The sequence below is a fragment of the Litchfieldia stipae genome, from assembly GCF_014837155.1.
In the GTDB taxonomy this organism is placed as follows: Bacteria; Bacillota; Bacilli; order Bacillales; family Bacillaceae_L; genus Litchfieldia.
Genome location: NZ_JACYHA010000009.1, coordinates 67,067 through 85,063, shown reverse-complemented (window position 1 = coordinate 85,063; position 17,997 = coordinate 67,067). Strand labels below are relative to the sequence as shown.

Below are 17,997 nucleotides of genomic sequence, written 5' to 3'. Positions count from 1 at the left end.
AGGGGTTGATTTAATGTTTCCTGCGGATATAACAATACGGAAGAAAACATATGAAATTATTGATAATCATTTAACCAAAAATGAATTGAAGGCATTATTTAAAAATAATCCATATGGAGTGTATGCCATTGTAAATGAGAGCATGGAAAAAGAAGAGCCTATGCTAACCACTTTCCTTGTTTTACATTCTGCTGATTTTGAAGATAATGTGATTCTTTATGACATATCGAGGCAGCTTCATACAACAATTACAACTGAGTTAGGTTTTCTGGCAATGGGATATGTTGAATTTATAGATGTAGGAATGGTTGATCGTTATCCAATTAAATTCTATAAAAGGGAAGAAATATATGAAAATATATAAAAACGGTAGAAAGAAGTTAATATTTGATCCATGCCGTCAAATTTTGCTGCAGTATACACCAGAGGAAGAGGTACGGCAAAAGATAATTGAAGTATTAATTGAAGATATGAAAATACCTAGAGATACGATTAGTACAGAATTTGCTCTTAGCAAAGTTGATTCAACATCAAAGAAAAGAGCTGATATAGTAGTTTGGCATAAAGATAGGGATGGTAATGAGCATGCCCTTATAGTTTTAGAAATAAAAGCCACCCATATTGAATTGACCAATCATACGTTAGAGCAAGTCAAATCATACAATGAAATTCTTAAAGCAAAATATATAGGGATTTCCAATGGTCAACACATGCAATTATACGAATTGAAGAATGGAAATACTGTCCCTTTAACGAATGAACTTTATACATATTCGGAGTTACTAAAGGGAAAGGTTGAATATACGAAGTTTCGTGAGTTACGACGATTACCATATGAATTAGCTACATATGACCGTTATGTAAAGTTTTTACTCAATGAAGGATATATTGGTGAGGGTACTCCTACTGATATGCACCCTTTTATTTCAGAACTGCAAAATTTCATCTTATGTGGTGAAGTAAATATTAGTAGCAATTATAGGACAGAAATTATTGAAGATCTATCAAATGGGATATTTTCATTTGGAAACGCCAGTGGGGGAGGTTTTCCAGGTTACTATCGAAGTTTTATTGTAAAAGATTTAGGTGGAAAACATTCAATCTATCGAATTGGAATTTTTGGTACAGCAGTAATGGTGAATGACCCTGTATATGGAAATCGAAATGGAAATACTTATCTAATAGTTGCTGTTGATAATTCAGGACTTTCTACAAACATTCTACAATTAAATATTGATCAGTTTATTTCAATCTCTGAGGAGCAAAAATCATATGAAATTTTCCATAATGGGCGGCGTAATGGATTTACAAATCGTCAAGTTATTGAAAATATAAAGCAATCTTCACCTGAACTAATTGTGGATGAGAAAATATTTCTGGGCTCATTACCAGCACAAGGTTCGATTTCAATAAAGGATGGTTCGGAATTTATTGAGAGATTAGTAGAATATGCCAGTGTACGTGTGAAATTAGCAGAAAAGAAAAGAAAAGAAAATAAAGAGTTCTAAACTCTAAAGGAAAGCAACGAAGGGAGATGTAATAATAACGAGTAAGTAGAGCAAATTTATCCCTTATGGAAAGAGGCAGGAGGAGTGAGATGGGAAGAAAGGTAATATTAAGCAGAAAGGGATTTGATGAAACAACGGGTGGAAAGCCAAGTCCCATTATTGATAACAAGTTTATTTCATTACCAATTCCGAGAGCGGATTCAGATGTATTTTATAAGGATCTTCGATTAAATCAAGATGAAAATTATTTGACAGTAATGAAAGATATGGGAATTAAGTTTTATTCAGAAGCTCATTTAGATCCAGATTTAAAAAGTGATGTGAAAGAAAGTAGAGACAAAAACTGGCGAGGATTATTCGGACAAAGTGGAAAATCGCAAAAAAGACTAATGGATGAAGGGGTTGGAGAGGGTGATATTTTTCTCTACTTTGGTTGGTTTCGAGAAGCAAAAAAGACGAAGGAGCGTTGGAGGTATGTCCCCCAAGCCCCTAACATTCACGCCATTTTTGGTTTCTTAGAAGTGGGTAAAGTAATAGACATATCAGCAGATGACACATTACCTTCTTGGGCGAAATACCATCCTCATTTTAAGGATCAACATGAATATGGCGACAAGTTCAATTCCATTTACATAGCAACTCCAAAATTCACAAAATGTGAGAGTAAGCCAGGATGGGGTTGTTTTAATTATGACAAGCAACTAATCCTTACAAAAGAAGGAGCAAAAAATAAGTCGCTTTGGGAACTTCCTTCATGCTTTCAGGAAGAAAGGGATCAATTCTATCCTAAAATGGATGTCTGGAAAATACTTTCTAACGGTACTGTAGAGCTACAGCCAGTTGGAAGAGGAGATCAAGAAATGTACATAAGTTCTAATCCTGATGTGGTAAGATGGGCTGAAGATTTGATAAAATCTTGCCCCATTTATACTTGAGTAAAGTATCGGTTTTTTTTTATCGCATAATACAACTGTCAGTACCAAATTGATCCATCTGTTATAATAGACAAAAATTATGGTAAATAAAGGGTGATATAAAGTGAAAGCATCTGAAACAAATTTACTAAAATTTCTTCAAGGAACAAAACAATTTATTATCCCGATATACCAACGGAAATATAGTTGGACTATAGAGCAATGTAAACAACTTTGGAATGACATCTTACGTGCAGCAAGTGATGAAGATATAAAAGGTCATTTTGTTGGGTCAATTGTTTATATCGAAAAAGGGATATATCAAATTTCTGCTGTGCCACAATTACTTGTGATTGACGGTCAACAACGTATGACTACGTTAACCCTGTTGATGATTGCACTAAGAAATGCAATAAAAGAAAGTGATCAGAAGTTTGATATAACGAGTAAGAAAATAACAAATTACTACTTGGTGAATAATGAAGAGGAAGATGAATTGTATTATAAACTACTTCTGACTCAAACGGATAAAGAGACTTTGCTAAGTTTGATAGACAATAATGAGCTTCCAGATGAATATTCGCAAAGGGTAGTTGAGAATTTTAATTTCTTTTTGGATCAAATAATAAACAGCGGTGTTGATCTCAATCTTCTTTATCGAGGTATATCAAAGTTAATTGTTGTTGATATATCGCTGGATCGTGATCATGACAATCCCCAACTGATTTTTGAAAGTTTGAATTCAACAGGTCTCGACTTGTCCCAAGCGGATTTAATCCGCAATTATGTGTTAATGAAACTTGAACCAAAAGAACAAGAGGCACTTTATAAAAATTATTGGTATCCGATGGAAAAGAGCTTTGGTAATTTAAGCGAATCTTCATTATTTGACAGGTTCATGCGGGATTATCTAACAGTAAAGACAGGGAGAATTCCAAAGATAAGAGATGTATACTCAGATTTTAAGGAGTATTTTGAGCGGCAAAATGCCGGAGTTGATGATGTTTTAAAAGAGGTTTACCAATACTCCAAATACTTTGTGAATTTGGCTTTCCAAACGGAAAAGGATCAAGAAATTAATAACACCTTAAAAGACATCAATGTATTAAAGGTCGATGTTTCTTATCCTTTTCTTCTTGAAGTTTATGATGATTACCATAAACAAAGGGTGTCCAAAAATGAATTTATTTCAATTCTAAAATTAGTTGAATCCTATGTTTTTCGTAGAGCAATCTGTGGCGTACCAACAAACTCCCTAAACAAAACCTTTGCCACGTTAAACAAAGAAATCGAAAAAGATAACTATTTGGAGAGTGTGCAAGCTGCTTTTGCTTTAAAGGACTCCTATAAGAGATTTCCTAATGATGAGGAATTCATGAAGGAACTCACAATAAAAGATGTATATAACTTTAGGAATCGTAATTATTTGTTAAGAAAATTAGAAAACTACAAGAGAAAGGAAATTGTAGACATCGAAAGCTATACAATTGAACATATCATGCCTCAGAATAAAAACTTGTCTGCAGAGTGGAGAAAAGATCTGGGTGATAATTGGGAAGAAGTACAAAAGACATATCTTCATACATTAGGAAATTTGACTTTGACTCGGTACAACTCAGAACTAAGCGATAAGCCATTTAGGGAAAAAAGGGATATGGATGGTGGATTCGCTGACAGCCCATTACGCCTAAATAAAAGTTTGAGAAAACTCGATACATGGAATTCCAATGAAATTGAAAATAGAGCAGAGGAGCTTGCTGAACGGGCGGTATTGGTTTGGGAATTTCCAAAATTACCAGAGGACACCCTTATAAAGTACAAGACAAAGCCTGATGGCAATGATAATGTCACTTATACAATTGATGATTTTCCGGAATTAACAGGAGCCATGTTGGATTTGTTTGAACAACTTAGAAAAAGAATATGCAACCTTGACAGTTCAGTGAGGGAAGAGTTCAAGAAATTGTATATTGCCTATAAAACGACAACGAACTTTGTGGACATCGTTCCGCAAAAAAGCAGGCTGCGTTTAAGTCTAAACATGTCATTCAATGAAATTCATGACCCGAAAGGTGTTTGTAAAGATGTAACGAACTTAGGCAGATGGGGAAATGGTGATGTTGAGATTGGTGTTGCTGGTATTTCTGACATTGAGGATGCGATGTACCTAATAAAACAATCTTTTGAAAAGCATAGAGAGGAAGAATAAATCGCTTTTTGGTTATCTCATCTGTTATATTTCTCTGTTTCCACTTCTATATTTCCAAACAGCAAGGTATCTATGAGAAGTGGACGAGCTAATATGTATTCAATCATTATTTATCGTGATTTTTTAATCACGAAATTCATCTTATATCAGGCTGGATCCAATTGTGATCCAGTCTTTTTTATGTGACATATATACGCCAGTTCCTTGTTCAATAGGGGTTTCAATCTTTTCTTTCCAATCTAATAGTTTTTCAATGATCTTTCTTTTATTTTAAGGAAAAAACTATTATATAGGCAGATCATAGACAATAGCATTCATTTATTATTAATTTTGTTACTACATTTATGTTGAGACAAGTACCATAAAATGCTAATATATTATTTGTAATAATGCGAATGATTCGAGAGTGATTGTGTTGTTAAAATCATACAGTGTAAAAGAAGTAGCCTCTGTGTTGTCAATGAACGAAGAAACTGTTAGGCGATGGATAAGGGATGAAAAGTTAAAAGCTGAAAACATTGGAGGCAGAGTGGGGTATCGTATTTCCGAAGATGATTTAAAAAGGTTTATTTTGGAGGAAAAAGGTACTAAGACTTTCACAGAAGAAATGGCTGCCAATATGGACTCTATGGATAGTTTATACAACGGCATATTTGGTGGAAGTAATTTTTTTAATTCAATAGCGAACAAAAATTTCCAAACCAATATGTTAAATGCCACTACAGAAATATCAAGTGGCAAAAAAAAATCTGAGGAAATAAAAAAAGAGCTTGAGTTACTGGAAAAATCAATGTGTCTAAAAAAAGAAATAGCAAGGCTTAAAGGTGAATTGGAACTGGTAGAAAATGAAATAAGGGATTTACGTAGGAATAAAGATTAAAAATCGGAAGAAGGAGCTAGATGTCATGGGTGAGGGAAATGGTAATAAAGGGGACTTGGGAGTAACTAAAGAGTTTGATAGGTCCAAGTATGATGATATTACTAAAAGAAGAAAGTATAAGGAGGAATTTTTCGATGGTAAAAAGACTGAGACTGATTATTACACAGGAAAAATTCTACACAGTAACACATCAGCGGCATTAAACAAGTATGGAAGAAAAGAATATACAAATCACACTTCCGATGTTGATCATATAGTACCAGTAAAAACTATACATAATAGACTAAAAAAAGATCCTTTTTTGAGTGATAAGGATATTAAGGAAGTAACAAATATAAAGCAAAATTATCGCATCACGGGGAGTAGATTCAATCGAAGTAAATCCGACGACAGTAATATTTCGGTTGCATTTGATAAAGGAAATGGTCATGGCTTAAATGAAAAGTCGAAAATTGTCGGAGACCATATAAAAGCAAGTGCTTCCATTGAAACAGTGATAAATTTAAGAAGGGCTCAGAATATTGGTAGTGAATTTATAGAAGGAGCAAAAGGCTCCTTGGAAGCCTCGGCAATACCCCTAGCTTTAATAGGAGTACAAAACCTTGTTAAGGTTGCTAATGGTGAAAAAGAAATGAAAGAAGCAATAAAGGAAACGGGAGAAGCCTTCGCAGTTACTGCAGTTTCAGGTGGGGCAATAAGATTGACGACTACCGCCCTTACCAATACGTTTAGTAATAGCTCAACAAAAGCATTACAGGCTATTGGAAATTCCAATATAATAACACAAACCATTACCATTTCCCTTCTTGTAAAAAATTCGTTGGTAAGTTATCTAAATGGCGAAATCAATTCAGGGCAATTTATGGAACAAATCGGCGAAAAGGGAGTAGGAATGATTAGTGGAATTCAAGGAGCATTAATTGGTCAGGCTCTAATCCCGGTTCCTGTAGTAGGGGCTTTTGTTGGTTCGTTGTTAGCTTCTACGGTTTGTGTTGAAGTGTATAAATTAGCAAATAAATTTAAGCAGACCTACAAATCATTAAATGAATTTGCTGATTTGGAGTCAAGAATAGATGTAATTGCAAATTCAGCACTAAAGGAAATGGAAAAGCAAAGGAATCAATTGAAAGAATACATCGGACAAGAAATTGAAAGATGGGACATGGTATTTAGTGCAGCATTCGACCAAATGGTTATTTCAGCATTAAATGATGATGTAAATGGTGTAGCAACTGCATTTGACAAAATTCTATCAGTTTTCGGGGAAGATGTTAGTTTTACAACCTATGAAGAGTTCAATGACTTCTTTATGGACGAAACCCCTATTTTAAAGTTGTAGGTGATATAGAGTGATAAGATTTATAAAAAATATGGTTGAAGCTGATAAGCATAACGCACTTGCTGAAAAAAGGAATATACAGGCGTTTGAAAAACATGTAAACGCAGAAATTAAAGTGAATAAACAAGAAAAAAGAACAACAAATGCAATAGAAAAATTGAGGAATAGAAAAAGGGGGATTATGAAAACCTCCATATCTACTTTTATTGAAGTTCATAAAAAAATTATGCAGATAGAGTTTAATCAAGGTGATGGAATAAGAGAATTGGTAATGAATATGTCTACACCAATTGATTCCTCCTACATAAATTCATGGTTCGATTTGGATAGAAAAGAATTAAATACTGAGCAAATGTTATCTGCATATTTCATAAAGGGTGGGATTTCAGGGGTAATTGCTAAAGAGGCCGAAATGAATGCTAGACTTGCATCAATAAGAAACAGACAAGCTGATGTTGCTTTAGCACAAGCTGAAACAATCTGTGTGGCATTAGAAAGTATTGAAGTAAGGGTCAATAAAATATCTGACCTACTAGCAAAGCTAAATGTGATTTTAATAAAAACAATTGATACAACCTCAGCTATAATTAGTGAAAAAGGGATAGACAAACAGAAATATACAAAACAGGATAAAGAAAAATTAATGACCTGTATAAATGCTGCTACTACCGTGAAAAAGATTATAGATACTCCAATACTTGATATGGAAGGAAATATTACTCAGGAGTTAATAAAGGCTATTCAACATGGTAACAGTTTTTTGGAAGAAATAAATAACAAAATGAAAATTTGAGGGGATCTATTAAATAATGAAAAGAATTACTGTATCTGATAATTGCGTAGCATGTGGCTATTGCTTTGTTGAAAGCAATTTATTTGAAGAATTGCCAAATGGGAAGGCTATACCAGCGGGCACGGGTATGATTACAGATAGTCAATATACTTCATTGATAAATGTGATTAAAAAATGCCCTGTTAAATCAATATCAGTCGTGAGTGATGACATTACAAAAGATGGAGGAATCACAAGTGTTTTGGCTTTGAAAAAATTGATAGGTGAGGAATTGAAAGGTTACAAGGTTAATAGCCCTAACACCAATGATTTCAATTTTGAAGAGAACGAACATATTCCTCCATTAACTGTTGGTAACTGCTCTTCAAATTACGAATATTCTACATATGATAAGGCACACAATGAAGGATTCAAAGAGTTTGAAAGATCAATGTATTCCCAAAGAAAAACTTTAACTCAAGCCGTACTAATTAGTTATAAGGGAAAGCAGCTATCAAGATTTTCCCATTATAAAGAAGAAGAAGGGAACTATTATTATGATGTCTGCAAAGAAATTTCTAAGATTTTAACGGAAATTGAAGTAAGGGCAAAAGATATAACTAACGGTCAGGTTTCTTTACCAGGAGACTTTACACTTTTTGAAGTAGGTCCCGATAATGGATATGATGGGGATGCTTACTGTTACAAGTTAAGAAATATTGAGAAATTAGATGTCTGGGATAAAGATGTGAAACCTGCAACTTATTTTGATAGTTATATAAATTGTGATGAGTTAGGAGATAGGTATAGGTTCGACCTGCATGAAGTTCAACAAAAATTTAGGGAATATATTCCTTTTGAGGTTTCGCTTAAACTAGGGAGCCCTATATATGAATGGGTGGATGAAGCGGTTAAACCATTTAAAGAATTGGTTAGAAAGAAGATTAGTGAAAAAGTTGTCATTATTTCCTCAGCTTTAAAAGACTGCCCACAATTTAGTGAAGATTGTGCTGATCCTTATAACGCTGTTAAGAACGAATTAATCGAACTAATAGAAGAAGTAAAACGGAAAACTCTTAAACAAGAGACTGTTTTTAAAAGTGTTGATACTGATTATAGTTCGGATTATAGATTTACCTCTGAAAGTAAAAGTAGGGAAGCTGCAGAAAATAGGTTATGGAGATTCTATAATAATTGCCAAAACTATCTATCGACAGGGCATAATCCAAGGATTAGTAATGATCTAAGTGAGAAGTACCAGCATCAGATTGAATCAATTATTAATGATTTCAAATCAAATGTTCAAGCAATTTTTGATAAGTATGAGTTAGAGTATCCAAAGGTTTCAATAAGTGCTACTGCTCAAAAACAGCTAATTTCTGTTGACCTTTCTTCTTTTGAAGATTGCTCTTCAAATGTTAATTGGGAAATTCGAGATATGATAGATAATAAGATCATTGGTTCTGGTGGTAAAGTAAAACATTATGATTACTTCGAGTATGACACAAGTGAAATTGACATTATAGATACATCTGAGTGGAGAAAAGGTCTTTTTGGTAGAGAAATTGAATATAAAAAATATGGATATATATTATGGTTTAATGCTTTAAGTGGTTTTAATGAAGCATGTGAAGCATGTTTTAAATATACTTATGAGGATGGTTTTTTACAGGAATATTTCAATAACCTTATAGGCAGCCTACTTTCTGAATTTAATAAAGAGGTGATTGCAAAACTCCCGACGGATAAAAGAATTTTGGAAAAGAGTGGGTTATAAGTATTATTGTTTAAAAGGATTTTCATTTACAAAGTCTATTACAATTTCTTTTTTGCTCTTTAATTCTTATTTCTATTATATGCCCCTGTAACTTTCTCGGTTCGCAAGTAACTTTGTTCTTCCCTGCTGTAACTAAGTTGGTTTCTGAGCGGGAAAAGAACGATGAGAAGAACAGGAGATACAATATGTACTCGGATGGTTTTCAATCATTATTCAATCGGTTTTTTCAATCAAAAATCAATACAAATTCAGGCTGAATCCGATACCAGGGTTCAGTCTTTTTTTATTTCCAATATCCACTCAATCCCTTGTCCAATAAGGATAACAGAAGGAAGAGGGGGAGGAATAAAGAGGAAAAATTCGAGAGGTATTTCGTATAAATCCGTAGGATTTTTCATGCCTTTTCAATATCATTTCATTAGTTTTTCCATTCTTTTATCCTGATTCTTCTCTCCATTACGGGTACCAACTTAGTTACAATGTCCGAATATTCTATACAACCCGAAACGGAAAAAAGAGGGGAAAAACGGGGAGTTTAGGGAAGAACTTAGTTCCATTACATAACGAAGTGAAGAGGGCGTAGAGTCAAGAGGGAGTAGGGTTGAGGGGGATTTGGTGAGGGAAGAGGAAAGTTACAGGGGTATACCTATTCAGTTGGTTTCCACATGTAATAGAGTCGAGTGGTTCCAGGCGTTTTTTCGTTAATTTTTCAAGCGGAAGATAGATTAGACACTCATTCGGTATCCCCTCTGCTCTGTCTATTCTGGAACGTAATTATTTTATGGAGGAATTCAGAGTGGAATGGTAAAGATGGCGGGAGCCCTTGTAGGAGAAGGGATTGAGGGGGATGGAGCGGAGGAAGGGCGTTGGAACGTAATTTTATTGTTGGGACAAGTTTATGTAGCTGTTACTTTCCACTTCCCTAAGCTAAAAAGTCGGTACCTACTGCTAAATAGTTGGTATCCAACCGGCAAAAGAAGTGTGAAGTGCAGCAGTAGTTCCGATATCAATCGGTTTTTCAATCGTAAAATCAAGATCTAAAAATCTTATTGACAGTTCATAAGTTATAACTTATTATAATCTTAATCAATTAAATATGTTTCTCCTAAAGGGGAGTAGCTTTTACAGCAGAGTCGTCATTTCGGAGTGTATAACTCTCGGCTTTGTTGGCAACCATGACGTTGTTAGCAAGACCTTTACCAATCGGTAGAGGTCTTTTTGTATCTTTAAAACCTTTGCCAATTATGTGGTAAAGGTTTTTTTATTATATTTTAGACTTCGACAAGGAGACTAACAGTATGAATAATGCAAGATATTACTAGATGCTATATCGAAGGAAACAGTAAGATTGGCTACAAATGTTAAAGAAAATGGCTTCACACATACAAAGCAGAAGCTAGATACACTGATTTTGGAAATATCAATTTGATCGAGGGGAGTACTTAAAATGAAGAAAAGCCATCAATCATTATCAATGTTAATTCTAAGAAACAAAGAAGAATTATTAAGAGATAAAAAACGAATTGAACAAATTGAAAAGCGAATTGAAGATCGAATTTTAACAAACAAAACAAAATAAATATGGAGGGCATATAAATTGATACTAAGGAAATACATGTCTCTTTTAGGAATAGGTTCAGCAAAAATTGATCTTGTCTTATCTAAAGAATCCTACACTTCTGGTGAACATATTAAGGGTTATTTCTATTTAAAAGGAGGAATTATTGAACAACAGCTTAAACGAATAGAATGTGATTTTGTAAGGATTCGAGAAACGGTAGAAGAAGAAGCAATCTTAGATTCTACAACCATCTTGACTTCTACTTTTATTCAATCAGAAGAGTCTAATGAAATCCCGTTTTCTTTCAAACTTCCATCAGAGCTGTTACCGTCTGATTCTGAAATAACTTATCGTTTCAAAACAAGGTTACATTTTAAGGAAGGCGTTAAAAGTATAGACCAAGATCTAATTCAAATCGTTTAATATACGAGGTAGGTATTTTTAATTGATAAGGTATACTTTGGATTAAATTGTTAAAAAGGATGAAGTTCATTTTGAAATTTTGGAAACTCATCCTTTTTTTAATACTTATTACTATCAAAAGAAGTAAGGCACTTGGAGCACTTATCATTCTAACTTATGCATTTTTCCTCTTTGATTTGATTCCTGACTTCTTCACCTATTTGGGAATCAACGATGAAGTTGTCATTGCAACATTCGTAATAGAAAGAATGGTGAAAATCGCACCACAATCATTAAAAGAAAAATATAAGTTAGATAATTAGGGGGTAGTTATAATTGGAATTTTCAATATTATTGGAGTATGGTTGGGTATTAATTGTTTTAATTCTATTAGAAGGTTTATTAGCGGCTGATAATGCTTTAGTATTAGCAATCATGGTAAAGCACCTGCCTGAAGAAGAAAGGAAAAAGGCATTATTTTATGGATTAGCCGGAGCATTTGTCTTTAGATTGGCTTCATTGTTCATGATCTCCTTTCTTGTTGATGTTTGGCAAGTACAGGCAATAGGAGCTTTATATTTATTGTTAATTGCGGCTAATCATATCTTAAGAAAAACGTTAATTAAGAAAAAAGAGACAGATGAAAGTGCAAAGGATAAAAAGAAATCAGGATTCTGGGGAACAGTAATCAAGGTAGAGCTAGCAGATATCGCGTTTGCTATTGACTCAATTTTAGCTGCTGTTGCATTAGCTGTAACATTACCTCACCTTCCAATTGGAGATATTGGTGGAATGAACGCAGGACATTTCATCGTTATATTCCTTGGTGGTTTCATAGGATTAATTATTATGCGATTTGCTGCTAATATTTTCGTGGATTTGTTGAGAAAGAGACCTTCTCTCGAAATAGCAGCTTTCCTAATTGTTGGAATGGTTGGGGTTAAGCTAGCGGTTCTAACATTATCACACCCTGACATTGCGATGATTCCAGATGGCTTTGCTCATTCGTACACTTGGAAAATTATATTCTATGCAGTCTTAATTTCAATTGCTGTTGGAGGTTGGTTCTTGTCTAAGGAGAAAGTAGAAGCATCTGCTGATGAAGAGGTTAAATTAAACAGCTAGGTATGTTGAAGGAGACCTTTAGTGATCCACTAAAAGGACTCCTTTTCTCCGCTTGAATAATAACTGAGTATTTAAAGGAAAATAAAGAAAAAATAAGGATTTATTACAACTTGGAGGGTTTATCGTTGGGTATAGAAATAGTGGTACTTGGGGTGCTGATTGTCTTAAATGCATTTTTTGCAGCATCTGAAATCGCCTTAATTTCATTAAATGATAATAAAGTAAAAATGATGGCGGATAAGGGAGATAAGAAAGCAAAAATGCTATACAATCTTCTATCTGAGCCAAGTCGATTTTTAGCTACAATTCAAATTGGGATTACACTAGCTGGATTCTTAGCCAGTGCATTTGCAGCAGGAAGCTTTGCAGGAAGATTAGCTAATACCCTATATTCATTGGGCATTCCGTTATCAGAAGCGCTTCTCGAAACCATTTCTGTTATCGTCATTACACTGATTTTATCATACTTTACATTAGTTCTAGGAGAACTCGTTCCAAAACGACTTGCTTTGCAAAAAGCGGAGGAAATCTCCATGATCGCAGTCGTACCTTTAACGATTTTATCAAGGGTATCTGCCCCATTTGTAAAATTGTTAACTTGGTCAACAAATATCATTGTGCGCCTTTTTGGGGTTGACCCAAATGCAGAGGATGAGAATGTAACAGAAGAAGAAATAAGAATGATGATTGATGTAGGTAAAGAGAAAGGTACGATTCAGGAAACAGAGAAGGTGATGATCAATAATATCTTCGAATTTGATAATAAGACTGTTTCAGATATAATGACACACCGAACAAATATTGTTGCGATTCCTATTTCATACCAGTTAAAAGAGACTCTTCAGATTATTAATGCTGAAAAATATACGAGGTTTCCTGTGTATGAAGACCATATTGATAATATCGTTGGGATCTTGCATGTAAAGGATTTAATCCAGTTTATCGAAAATTGTGAGGTAGACCGTTTTGTACTAAAGGATTTATTGCGTGACCCATATTTTGTACTGGAATCAAAGAAAATTGACCATTTATTTAAAGACATGCAAAAGAACAATGTACATTTAGCCATTGCTATTGATGAGTATGGAGGAACTGACGGTATTGTAACAATAGAAGATTTAATTGAAGAAATTGTTGGTAATATCTTTGATGAATATGATGAACCTGAGATGGATGATGAACACATTCAATGGTTAGAAAACAATATTTATATCATGCCTGGTACGACCAACTTATACGAAGTAGAGAATCTTCTAAATATTGAACTTCCTATAGAAGAATATGATACATTAAGCGGATTCTTAATTGGCAAGCTTGGTTATATCCCAACTTTGAACCAAAAACCAACAATAGAATACCAGAATTTTGTCTTCCATGTGGAGGAGATGGATGAGAAACGGATCGTTAAGGCAAAAGTGTTTAGAAAAGCGGAGCTTGTACAAAGGAAACAATAGCTATAGATAGTGATCCCTCCATAATAATTAATCTTTAGCACCGCTAAGTTCTTCTTACCCCTTGTTTCCTATCAAATAGTCTCATTGACTATGTCCTCACTTATCCGAGTGGGTAATTGAGTTAAACGTGGACTTCAATCGTAGCATAGTCATGTGACTTTTTTGTGGACAAGAGGATTATTTCATATACCAGGACATTAATCACATATAAAAAAGTGATGAATATGTGGTTTTAGAATATCAAATTTTCCGCAAATATTGACAATTAATTGGGTCGTTGATACAGTTATGGTATTAATTTGAAATTCGAGAGAGGGATTATAGGTTTTTAGATTAATAGTCTATTTTTGATCCTTCACAGATTTTACTAGAGGAATTATTAATCTACATAGGTTGTTTTCTAAAAGACTGTTGTTTTTGGTTATTTGCTTTAAACATTAGGAGGCGATGACATGTATGGGGAAACCCTTCCTGCTTGGTTTTGGGTTATATATTATTTATTGTTAGTAACAACAATAGGAACTGCCATATTTAGTTTTGCAAAAGTGAAAAGTAAGATATTGTCCGTCCTAGCTATTGTAATTGCTTTAACAATTCCGATAGTTTCCATCGTAAATGGCATTAGTAGAGCAGAAGAAATGAATGAATTTGAACACTTAGTAAGTCAATTACAACAGGGAGCTAGTTGGTCTGTTTTTACAATTATAGGTTATTTATTTTTATTAGTATGGTGGGTACTATTCTTCTACAAAAGTAGGAATAAAACTCAAATGACAACTTCGAATTAAAATATATTAAAAACCCAAATTGATATATGATTATCTGTGCTCATTTAAGTTTTTTTCGGGGTGGAACAGATGGTATTTATTTAATTAGTAAGTGGAGGTTCAGTTCAATGAGTATTATTACACCATTAGATCTTATAGCAGGTGCTCTAGAACTATTGATATTATTTGGGAGTATTCCATTTTGCATTTATATTATCTATTTGTTAAGAAAAATATTAAAAAAATTGGACAATTTATAATAGGGGATTGGCAAGTGGATAAGTAATAGTACCAAGATGATCTATCAACTATAATAAGTTCTAAAGGGGTTTGTATAAGTGAAAATGATTAAGATGGTATCCTTGTTACTTCCAATTCCGTTTTTGTTTCATTTTTATGAATATAATAGTTATCTTGAAAGAGAGGAGGCTACTCTCTTATTTCCATTGTTTCTATTTTTCACTATAATGACCGGAGTACAGTTGCGAAGGTTTAGACTGATTCCCGCTCTCGGAATTAACATACTAATGGTAATCCTCTCTTTGATATTAGGATACCTCTTTATAGAGGATGATGGGAGTTGGTTTAAACCTTTTGGAAGAGATGGAGCCATTCTATTTATAGCTATCATTTATATACTAGGGCAATTAATTATTAGATGGATTAGTCAAGCCTTTAATAAAATTTAAGGCCGAGTTTGATGCCCTAGCCTTGAAATTGTTAGGGAACACAGGATAGATCTGATATTAATCCAAATCCGAAGGTGTTCCCTTTTTCAGGAACACCTTCGGATTTTTTATTTTCAATCTCATTTGTATGGAAATTCAAGCCAATATGCAATTAGTTTTTCTTGTGGTAATGGCTTGCTGAAATAATATCCTTGTATTTCATCACAGCCCCACTCACGCAGAACGTTCAATTGTTCTGCGGTTTCTACTCCTTCAGCCGTTACAATTATATTCAGATGTTTAGTTACGGATAGTAAAGATTGTACAATGGCTACATCATTATGATTGTTTGGTAAACCATTGATAAAGGAACGATCAATCTTTATCCGATCTAAATTAAATTTAGATAAAGAGGTTAAGGAGGTATAGCCAGTGCCGAAATCATCTATGGACACTTGAATTCCATTTTTCTTTAGAAGATTGATTTTTGTGCTAGTCAATTCTGTATTATCGATGGCAACATTTTCAGTTATTTCTAGGTCTATCATATTTGCTGGTATTTGATACTTATGCAAATGCTGTAATAATGTATCTATAAAATCTTCGTCTAGGAAATGCTCTGGAGATATATTAATGGATAAATGAAAGTTAACATTATAAATCTTGAGCCATTTAGAAAATATCTTACATGCCTCTTGGATAATCCAATTACTGATTGGAATGATAAGACCATTTTTTTCTGCAAGAGGAATAAACTCATCGGGCGGAATAAATCCCTTTGTGGGATGATACCATCTTACTAATGTTTCTACACCGACTATTTTGTGGTCAATAGAGCTATGCTTAGGTTGAAAATTTAGTGAAAAATGCTCATTTTGAAGAGCAAACTTCATTTCCTGAAGCATGTTGATTTGCTTTAGTTTTTCTTCCTCCAATTCAGGTGAATAGAGAATGAATTGACTTCTACCAAATTGTTTTGCTCGATACATGGCCATGTCTGCATGCCTAAATAAGGTGAAGAAGTCAACTCCATCCTTCGGATAAAAAGCGACACCGATACAAAATGAAATTTCTTTTATAGATTCTTGAACCGTAAATGGATCCTTCATTTTTCGTTGAATATTTTCAATATATTCTATAACTTTGTGCTGAGGATAATTGCCTGTAAGATATATTGCGAATACATCTCCTCCTATTCGACCAATGATTTCATCTGAACCCATAGAGTTTGATAATCGATTGGCAATCAGCTTTAAGAACTCGTCTCCTACACTGTGCCCGAGGTGATTATTGATGTCCTTAAAACCATCGATATCTAATATTAGAGCTACAGATAGGGTATTCGATTTAATATGACTCTCTACTTTCTGGTAAAATCCTGATCTATTTAATAATCCTGTAATATCATCATGATACGCCAACAATTGAATTCGTTTCTGCATTTCAAGTTGTTTTGTGATATTCTGCCCAATGAAATAGGCTCCAGTAATTTTGTTATTAATTTTAATAGGTAGAGCAGTAACTTTTAGTTGAATAAATTGGTTATTTTTGGTTCTCATTACAGTCTCGAAATTAGCATTTTTTCCTTTGTATACGTCATTTAGAATCAGCTGTATTTCTTCTTTTTTCTCATCGATAATGAAATCAGTTAACTTAGAATGTGCAAGTTCTTTGAATGTAAATCCTGTTTTAGGAAAAACAGCTGGATTAACTGCCGTAAAATTCCCTGCTAAGTCTAGAGTGAACACCGCATTTGGCGTATTATCAAAAATAGAACGATACTGTTGCTCACTGATGTCTAATATATTGTTTTTATACTCTAACTGTTCTTGCTGATATAAGAGCTGCTTTTCTACATAATAAATGGTTAATATAAACAATGCTACGGTACTAGTTAATACTACAGTCCCCATGATAAAACTGGTTTTGAACAATAAACTAATGATAAAAATATAGATACTAGAATTAAATGAAATACTGAACAATAGAAATAAAAAAAACACGATAATTTTGGATGCGTTTCTTTTTAATACCAATTTATCAATGTAAAGATGTTGATAAACTCTTATTAACGTATAAATAGCAGCAACTAATAGGATAAGTGAACTAATTACCAGTTCTTTTATGAAGACTATTGGAACACCTAATGAACTGATGAATAAAGTGCTGAATGTTAAGTTAAATAAGGCTTGGGCTATGCTTAATGCCAAATAGGTAGATGCATCCTGTTTTTTTTTATTTCTTTTTTTGAATTGTTTAATCGGAATTTTTGACATAATATTTAGTAGAAAAAAACAAGGGAAGTAAAAAAGCATGCTGAGTAAACTCGCCCTTAATAAATGCAGTAGATTATCAAAAGTTACTTCGATTTTACTTGCAGATATATACATAAAGTAGGTGGTTAGTGAAAGTAAACTGCCACATATAACTGCTGAAAAAAATGCGATTGTTGACTCTTTGTAGTTACGTTTAATACTTGTATTGGTAATATATACATTTAGAGATAAGAGCGAAAAACAAATAATAACACTTAATAAAAAATATATGACAGAACTCATATGTAACCTCCAAAATGAGAATATGTATAAAATGATTTGAATTTATACTATTATTCCACACAA

General features: G+C 33.5%; 15 protein-coding genes. 14 read left to right on the top strand and 1 reads right to left on the bottom strand.

What is annotated here, in order from left to right:
* Positions 1–13 precede the first annotated feature (13 nt).
* The 14 genes from F7888_RS12265 to F7888_RS12200 all read left to right on the top strand — a co-directional run bounded on the left by F7888_RS12265 (position 14) and on the right by F7888_RS12200 (position 14,729).
* Positions 14–364, top strand: a complete 351-nt coding sequence (locus tag F7888_RS12265) for a hypothetical protein (protein ID WP_191779882.1) — start codon at positions 14–16, stop codon at positions 362–364.
* Positions 351–1,508: a type I restriction enzyme HsdR N-terminal domain-containing protein gene (locus F7888_RS12260; RefSeq protein WP_191779880.1), complete on the top strand. Its 1,158-nt coding sequence runs from the start codon at positions 351–353 to the stop codon at positions 1,506–1,508. The genes F7888_RS12265 and F7888_RS12260 overlap by 14 nt, the downstream gene beginning before the upstream one ends.
* A gap of 89 nt (positions 1,509–1,597) precedes the next feature.
* Complete coding sequence (locus F7888_RS12255; protein ID WP_191779878.1) at positions 1,598–2,443, top strand: Nmad3 family putative nucleotide modification protein; 846 nt, start codon at positions 1,598–1,600, stop codon at positions 2,441–2,443.
* A 103-nt stretch (positions 2,444–2,546) separates the two neighbouring features.
* Positions 2,547–4,631, top strand: coding sequence for a GmrSD restriction endonuclease domain-containing protein (locus F7888_RS22940; RefSeq protein ID WP_191779876.1), 2,085 nt, complete (start codon positions 2,547–2,549; stop codon positions 4,629–4,631).
* A 415-nt stretch (positions 4,632–5,046) separates the two neighbouring features.
* Positions 5,047–5,511 carry a helix-turn-helix domain-containing protein gene (locus tag F7888_RS12245; protein WP_225228764.1) on the top strand — a complete coding sequence of 155 codons (465 nt, stop codon included), beginning with the start codon at positions 5,047–5,049 and terminating at the stop codon, positions 5,509–5,511.
* Between the two features lie 55 nt (positions 5,512–5,566).
* A complete protein-coding gene (locus F7888_RS12240; protein ID WP_191779872.1) occupies positions 5,567–6,850 on the top strand; it encodes a hypothetical protein in 1,284 nt (427 codons plus the stop codon).
* A 10-nt stretch (positions 6,851–6,860) separates the two neighbouring features.
* The gene (locus F7888_RS12235) at positions 6,861–7,643 is read left to right on the top strand and encodes a hypothetical protein (RefSeq protein ID WP_191779871.1); all 783 of its coding nucleotides are present in this window, start codon (positions 6,861–6,863) and stop codon (positions 7,641–7,643) included.
* 16 nt (positions 7,644–7,659) lie between these two features.
* Positions 7,660–9,399, top strand: a complete 1,740-nt coding sequence (locus F7888_RS12230) for a ferredoxin (RefSeq protein ID WP_191779869.1) — start codon at positions 7,660–7,662, stop codon at positions 9,397–9,399.
* A gap of 1,447 nt (positions 9,400–10,846) precedes the next feature.
* Positions 10,847–10,978 carry an FbpB family small basic protein gene (locus tag F7888_RS12225; protein ID WP_191779867.1) on the top strand — a complete coding sequence of 44 codons (132 nt, stop codon included), beginning with the start codon at positions 10,847–10,849 and terminating at the stop codon, positions 10,976–10,978.
* An 18-nt stretch (positions 10,979–10,996) separates the two neighbouring features.
* Entirely contained in the window at positions 10,997–11,383 is a 387-nt protein-coding gene (locus tag F7888_RS12220) for a sporulation protein (RefSeq protein WP_225228763.1), read from the top strand.
* 71 nt (positions 11,384–11,454) lie between these two features.
* The gene (locus F7888_RS12215; RefSeq protein ID WP_225228762.1) at positions 11,455–11,685 is read left to right on the top strand and encodes a YkvA family protein; all 231 of its coding nucleotides are present in this window, start codon (positions 11,455–11,457) and stop codon (positions 11,683–11,685) included.
* 13 nt (positions 11,686–11,698) lie between these two features.
* Positions 11,699–12,487 (top strand): TerC family protein, encoded by a 789-nt coding sequence (locus F7888_RS12210; protein WP_191779864.1) that lies wholly within the window; start codon positions 11,699–11,701, stop codon positions 12,485–12,487.
* 125 nt (positions 12,488–12,612) lie between these two features.
* Positions 12,613–13,941 carry a hemolysin family protein gene (locus F7888_RS12205; protein WP_191779862.1) on the top strand — a complete coding sequence of 443 codons (1,329 nt, stop codon included), beginning with the start codon at positions 12,613–12,615 and terminating at the stop codon, positions 13,939–13,941.
* Between the two features lie 452 nt (positions 13,942–14,393).
* Positions 14,394–14,729, top strand: coding sequence for a hypothetical protein (locus F7888_RS12200; protein WP_191779860.1), 336 nt, complete (start codon positions 14,394–14,396; stop codon positions 14,727–14,729).
* A gap of 787 nt (positions 14,730–15,516) precedes the next feature.
* Here F7888_RS12200 and F7888_RS12195 read toward each other — a convergent pair.
* Entirely contained in the window at positions 15,517–17,934 is a 2,418-nt protein-coding gene (locus F7888_RS12195; protein WP_191779858.1) for a GGDEF domain-containing phosphodiesterase, read from the bottom strand.
* Positions 17,935–17,997 lie beyond the last annotated feature (63 nt).

Bases quoted from the DNA above. Each gene is read 5' to 3' on its own strand.
- F7888_RS12255 (WP_191779878.1), top strand. From the start codon at position 1,598: ATGGGAAGAAAGGTAATATTAAGCAGAAAGGGATTTGATGAAACAACG.
- F7888_RS12195 (WP_191779858.1), bottom strand. From the start codon at position 17,934: ATGAGTTCTGTCATATATTTTTTATTAAGTGTTATTATTTGTTTTTCG.
- F7888_RS12200 (WP_191779860.1), top strand. From the start codon at position 14,394: ATGTATGGGGAAACCCTTCCTGCTTGGTTTTGGGTTATATATTATTTA.
- F7888_RS12230 (WP_191779869.1), top strand. From the start codon at position 7,660: ATGAAAAGAATTACTGTATCTGATAATTGCGTAGCATGTGGCTATTGC.
- F7888_RS12225 (WP_191779867.1), top strand. From the start codon at position 10,847: ATGAAGAAAAGCCATCAATCATTATCAATGTTAATTCTAAGAAACAAA.
- F7888_RS12260 (WP_191779880.1), top strand. From the start codon at position 351: ATGAAAATATATAAAAACGGTAGAAAGAAGTTAATATTTGATCCATGC.
- F7888_RS12265 (WP_191779882.1), top strand. From the start codon at position 14: ATGTTTCCTGCGGATATAACAATACGGAAGAAAACATATGAAATTATT.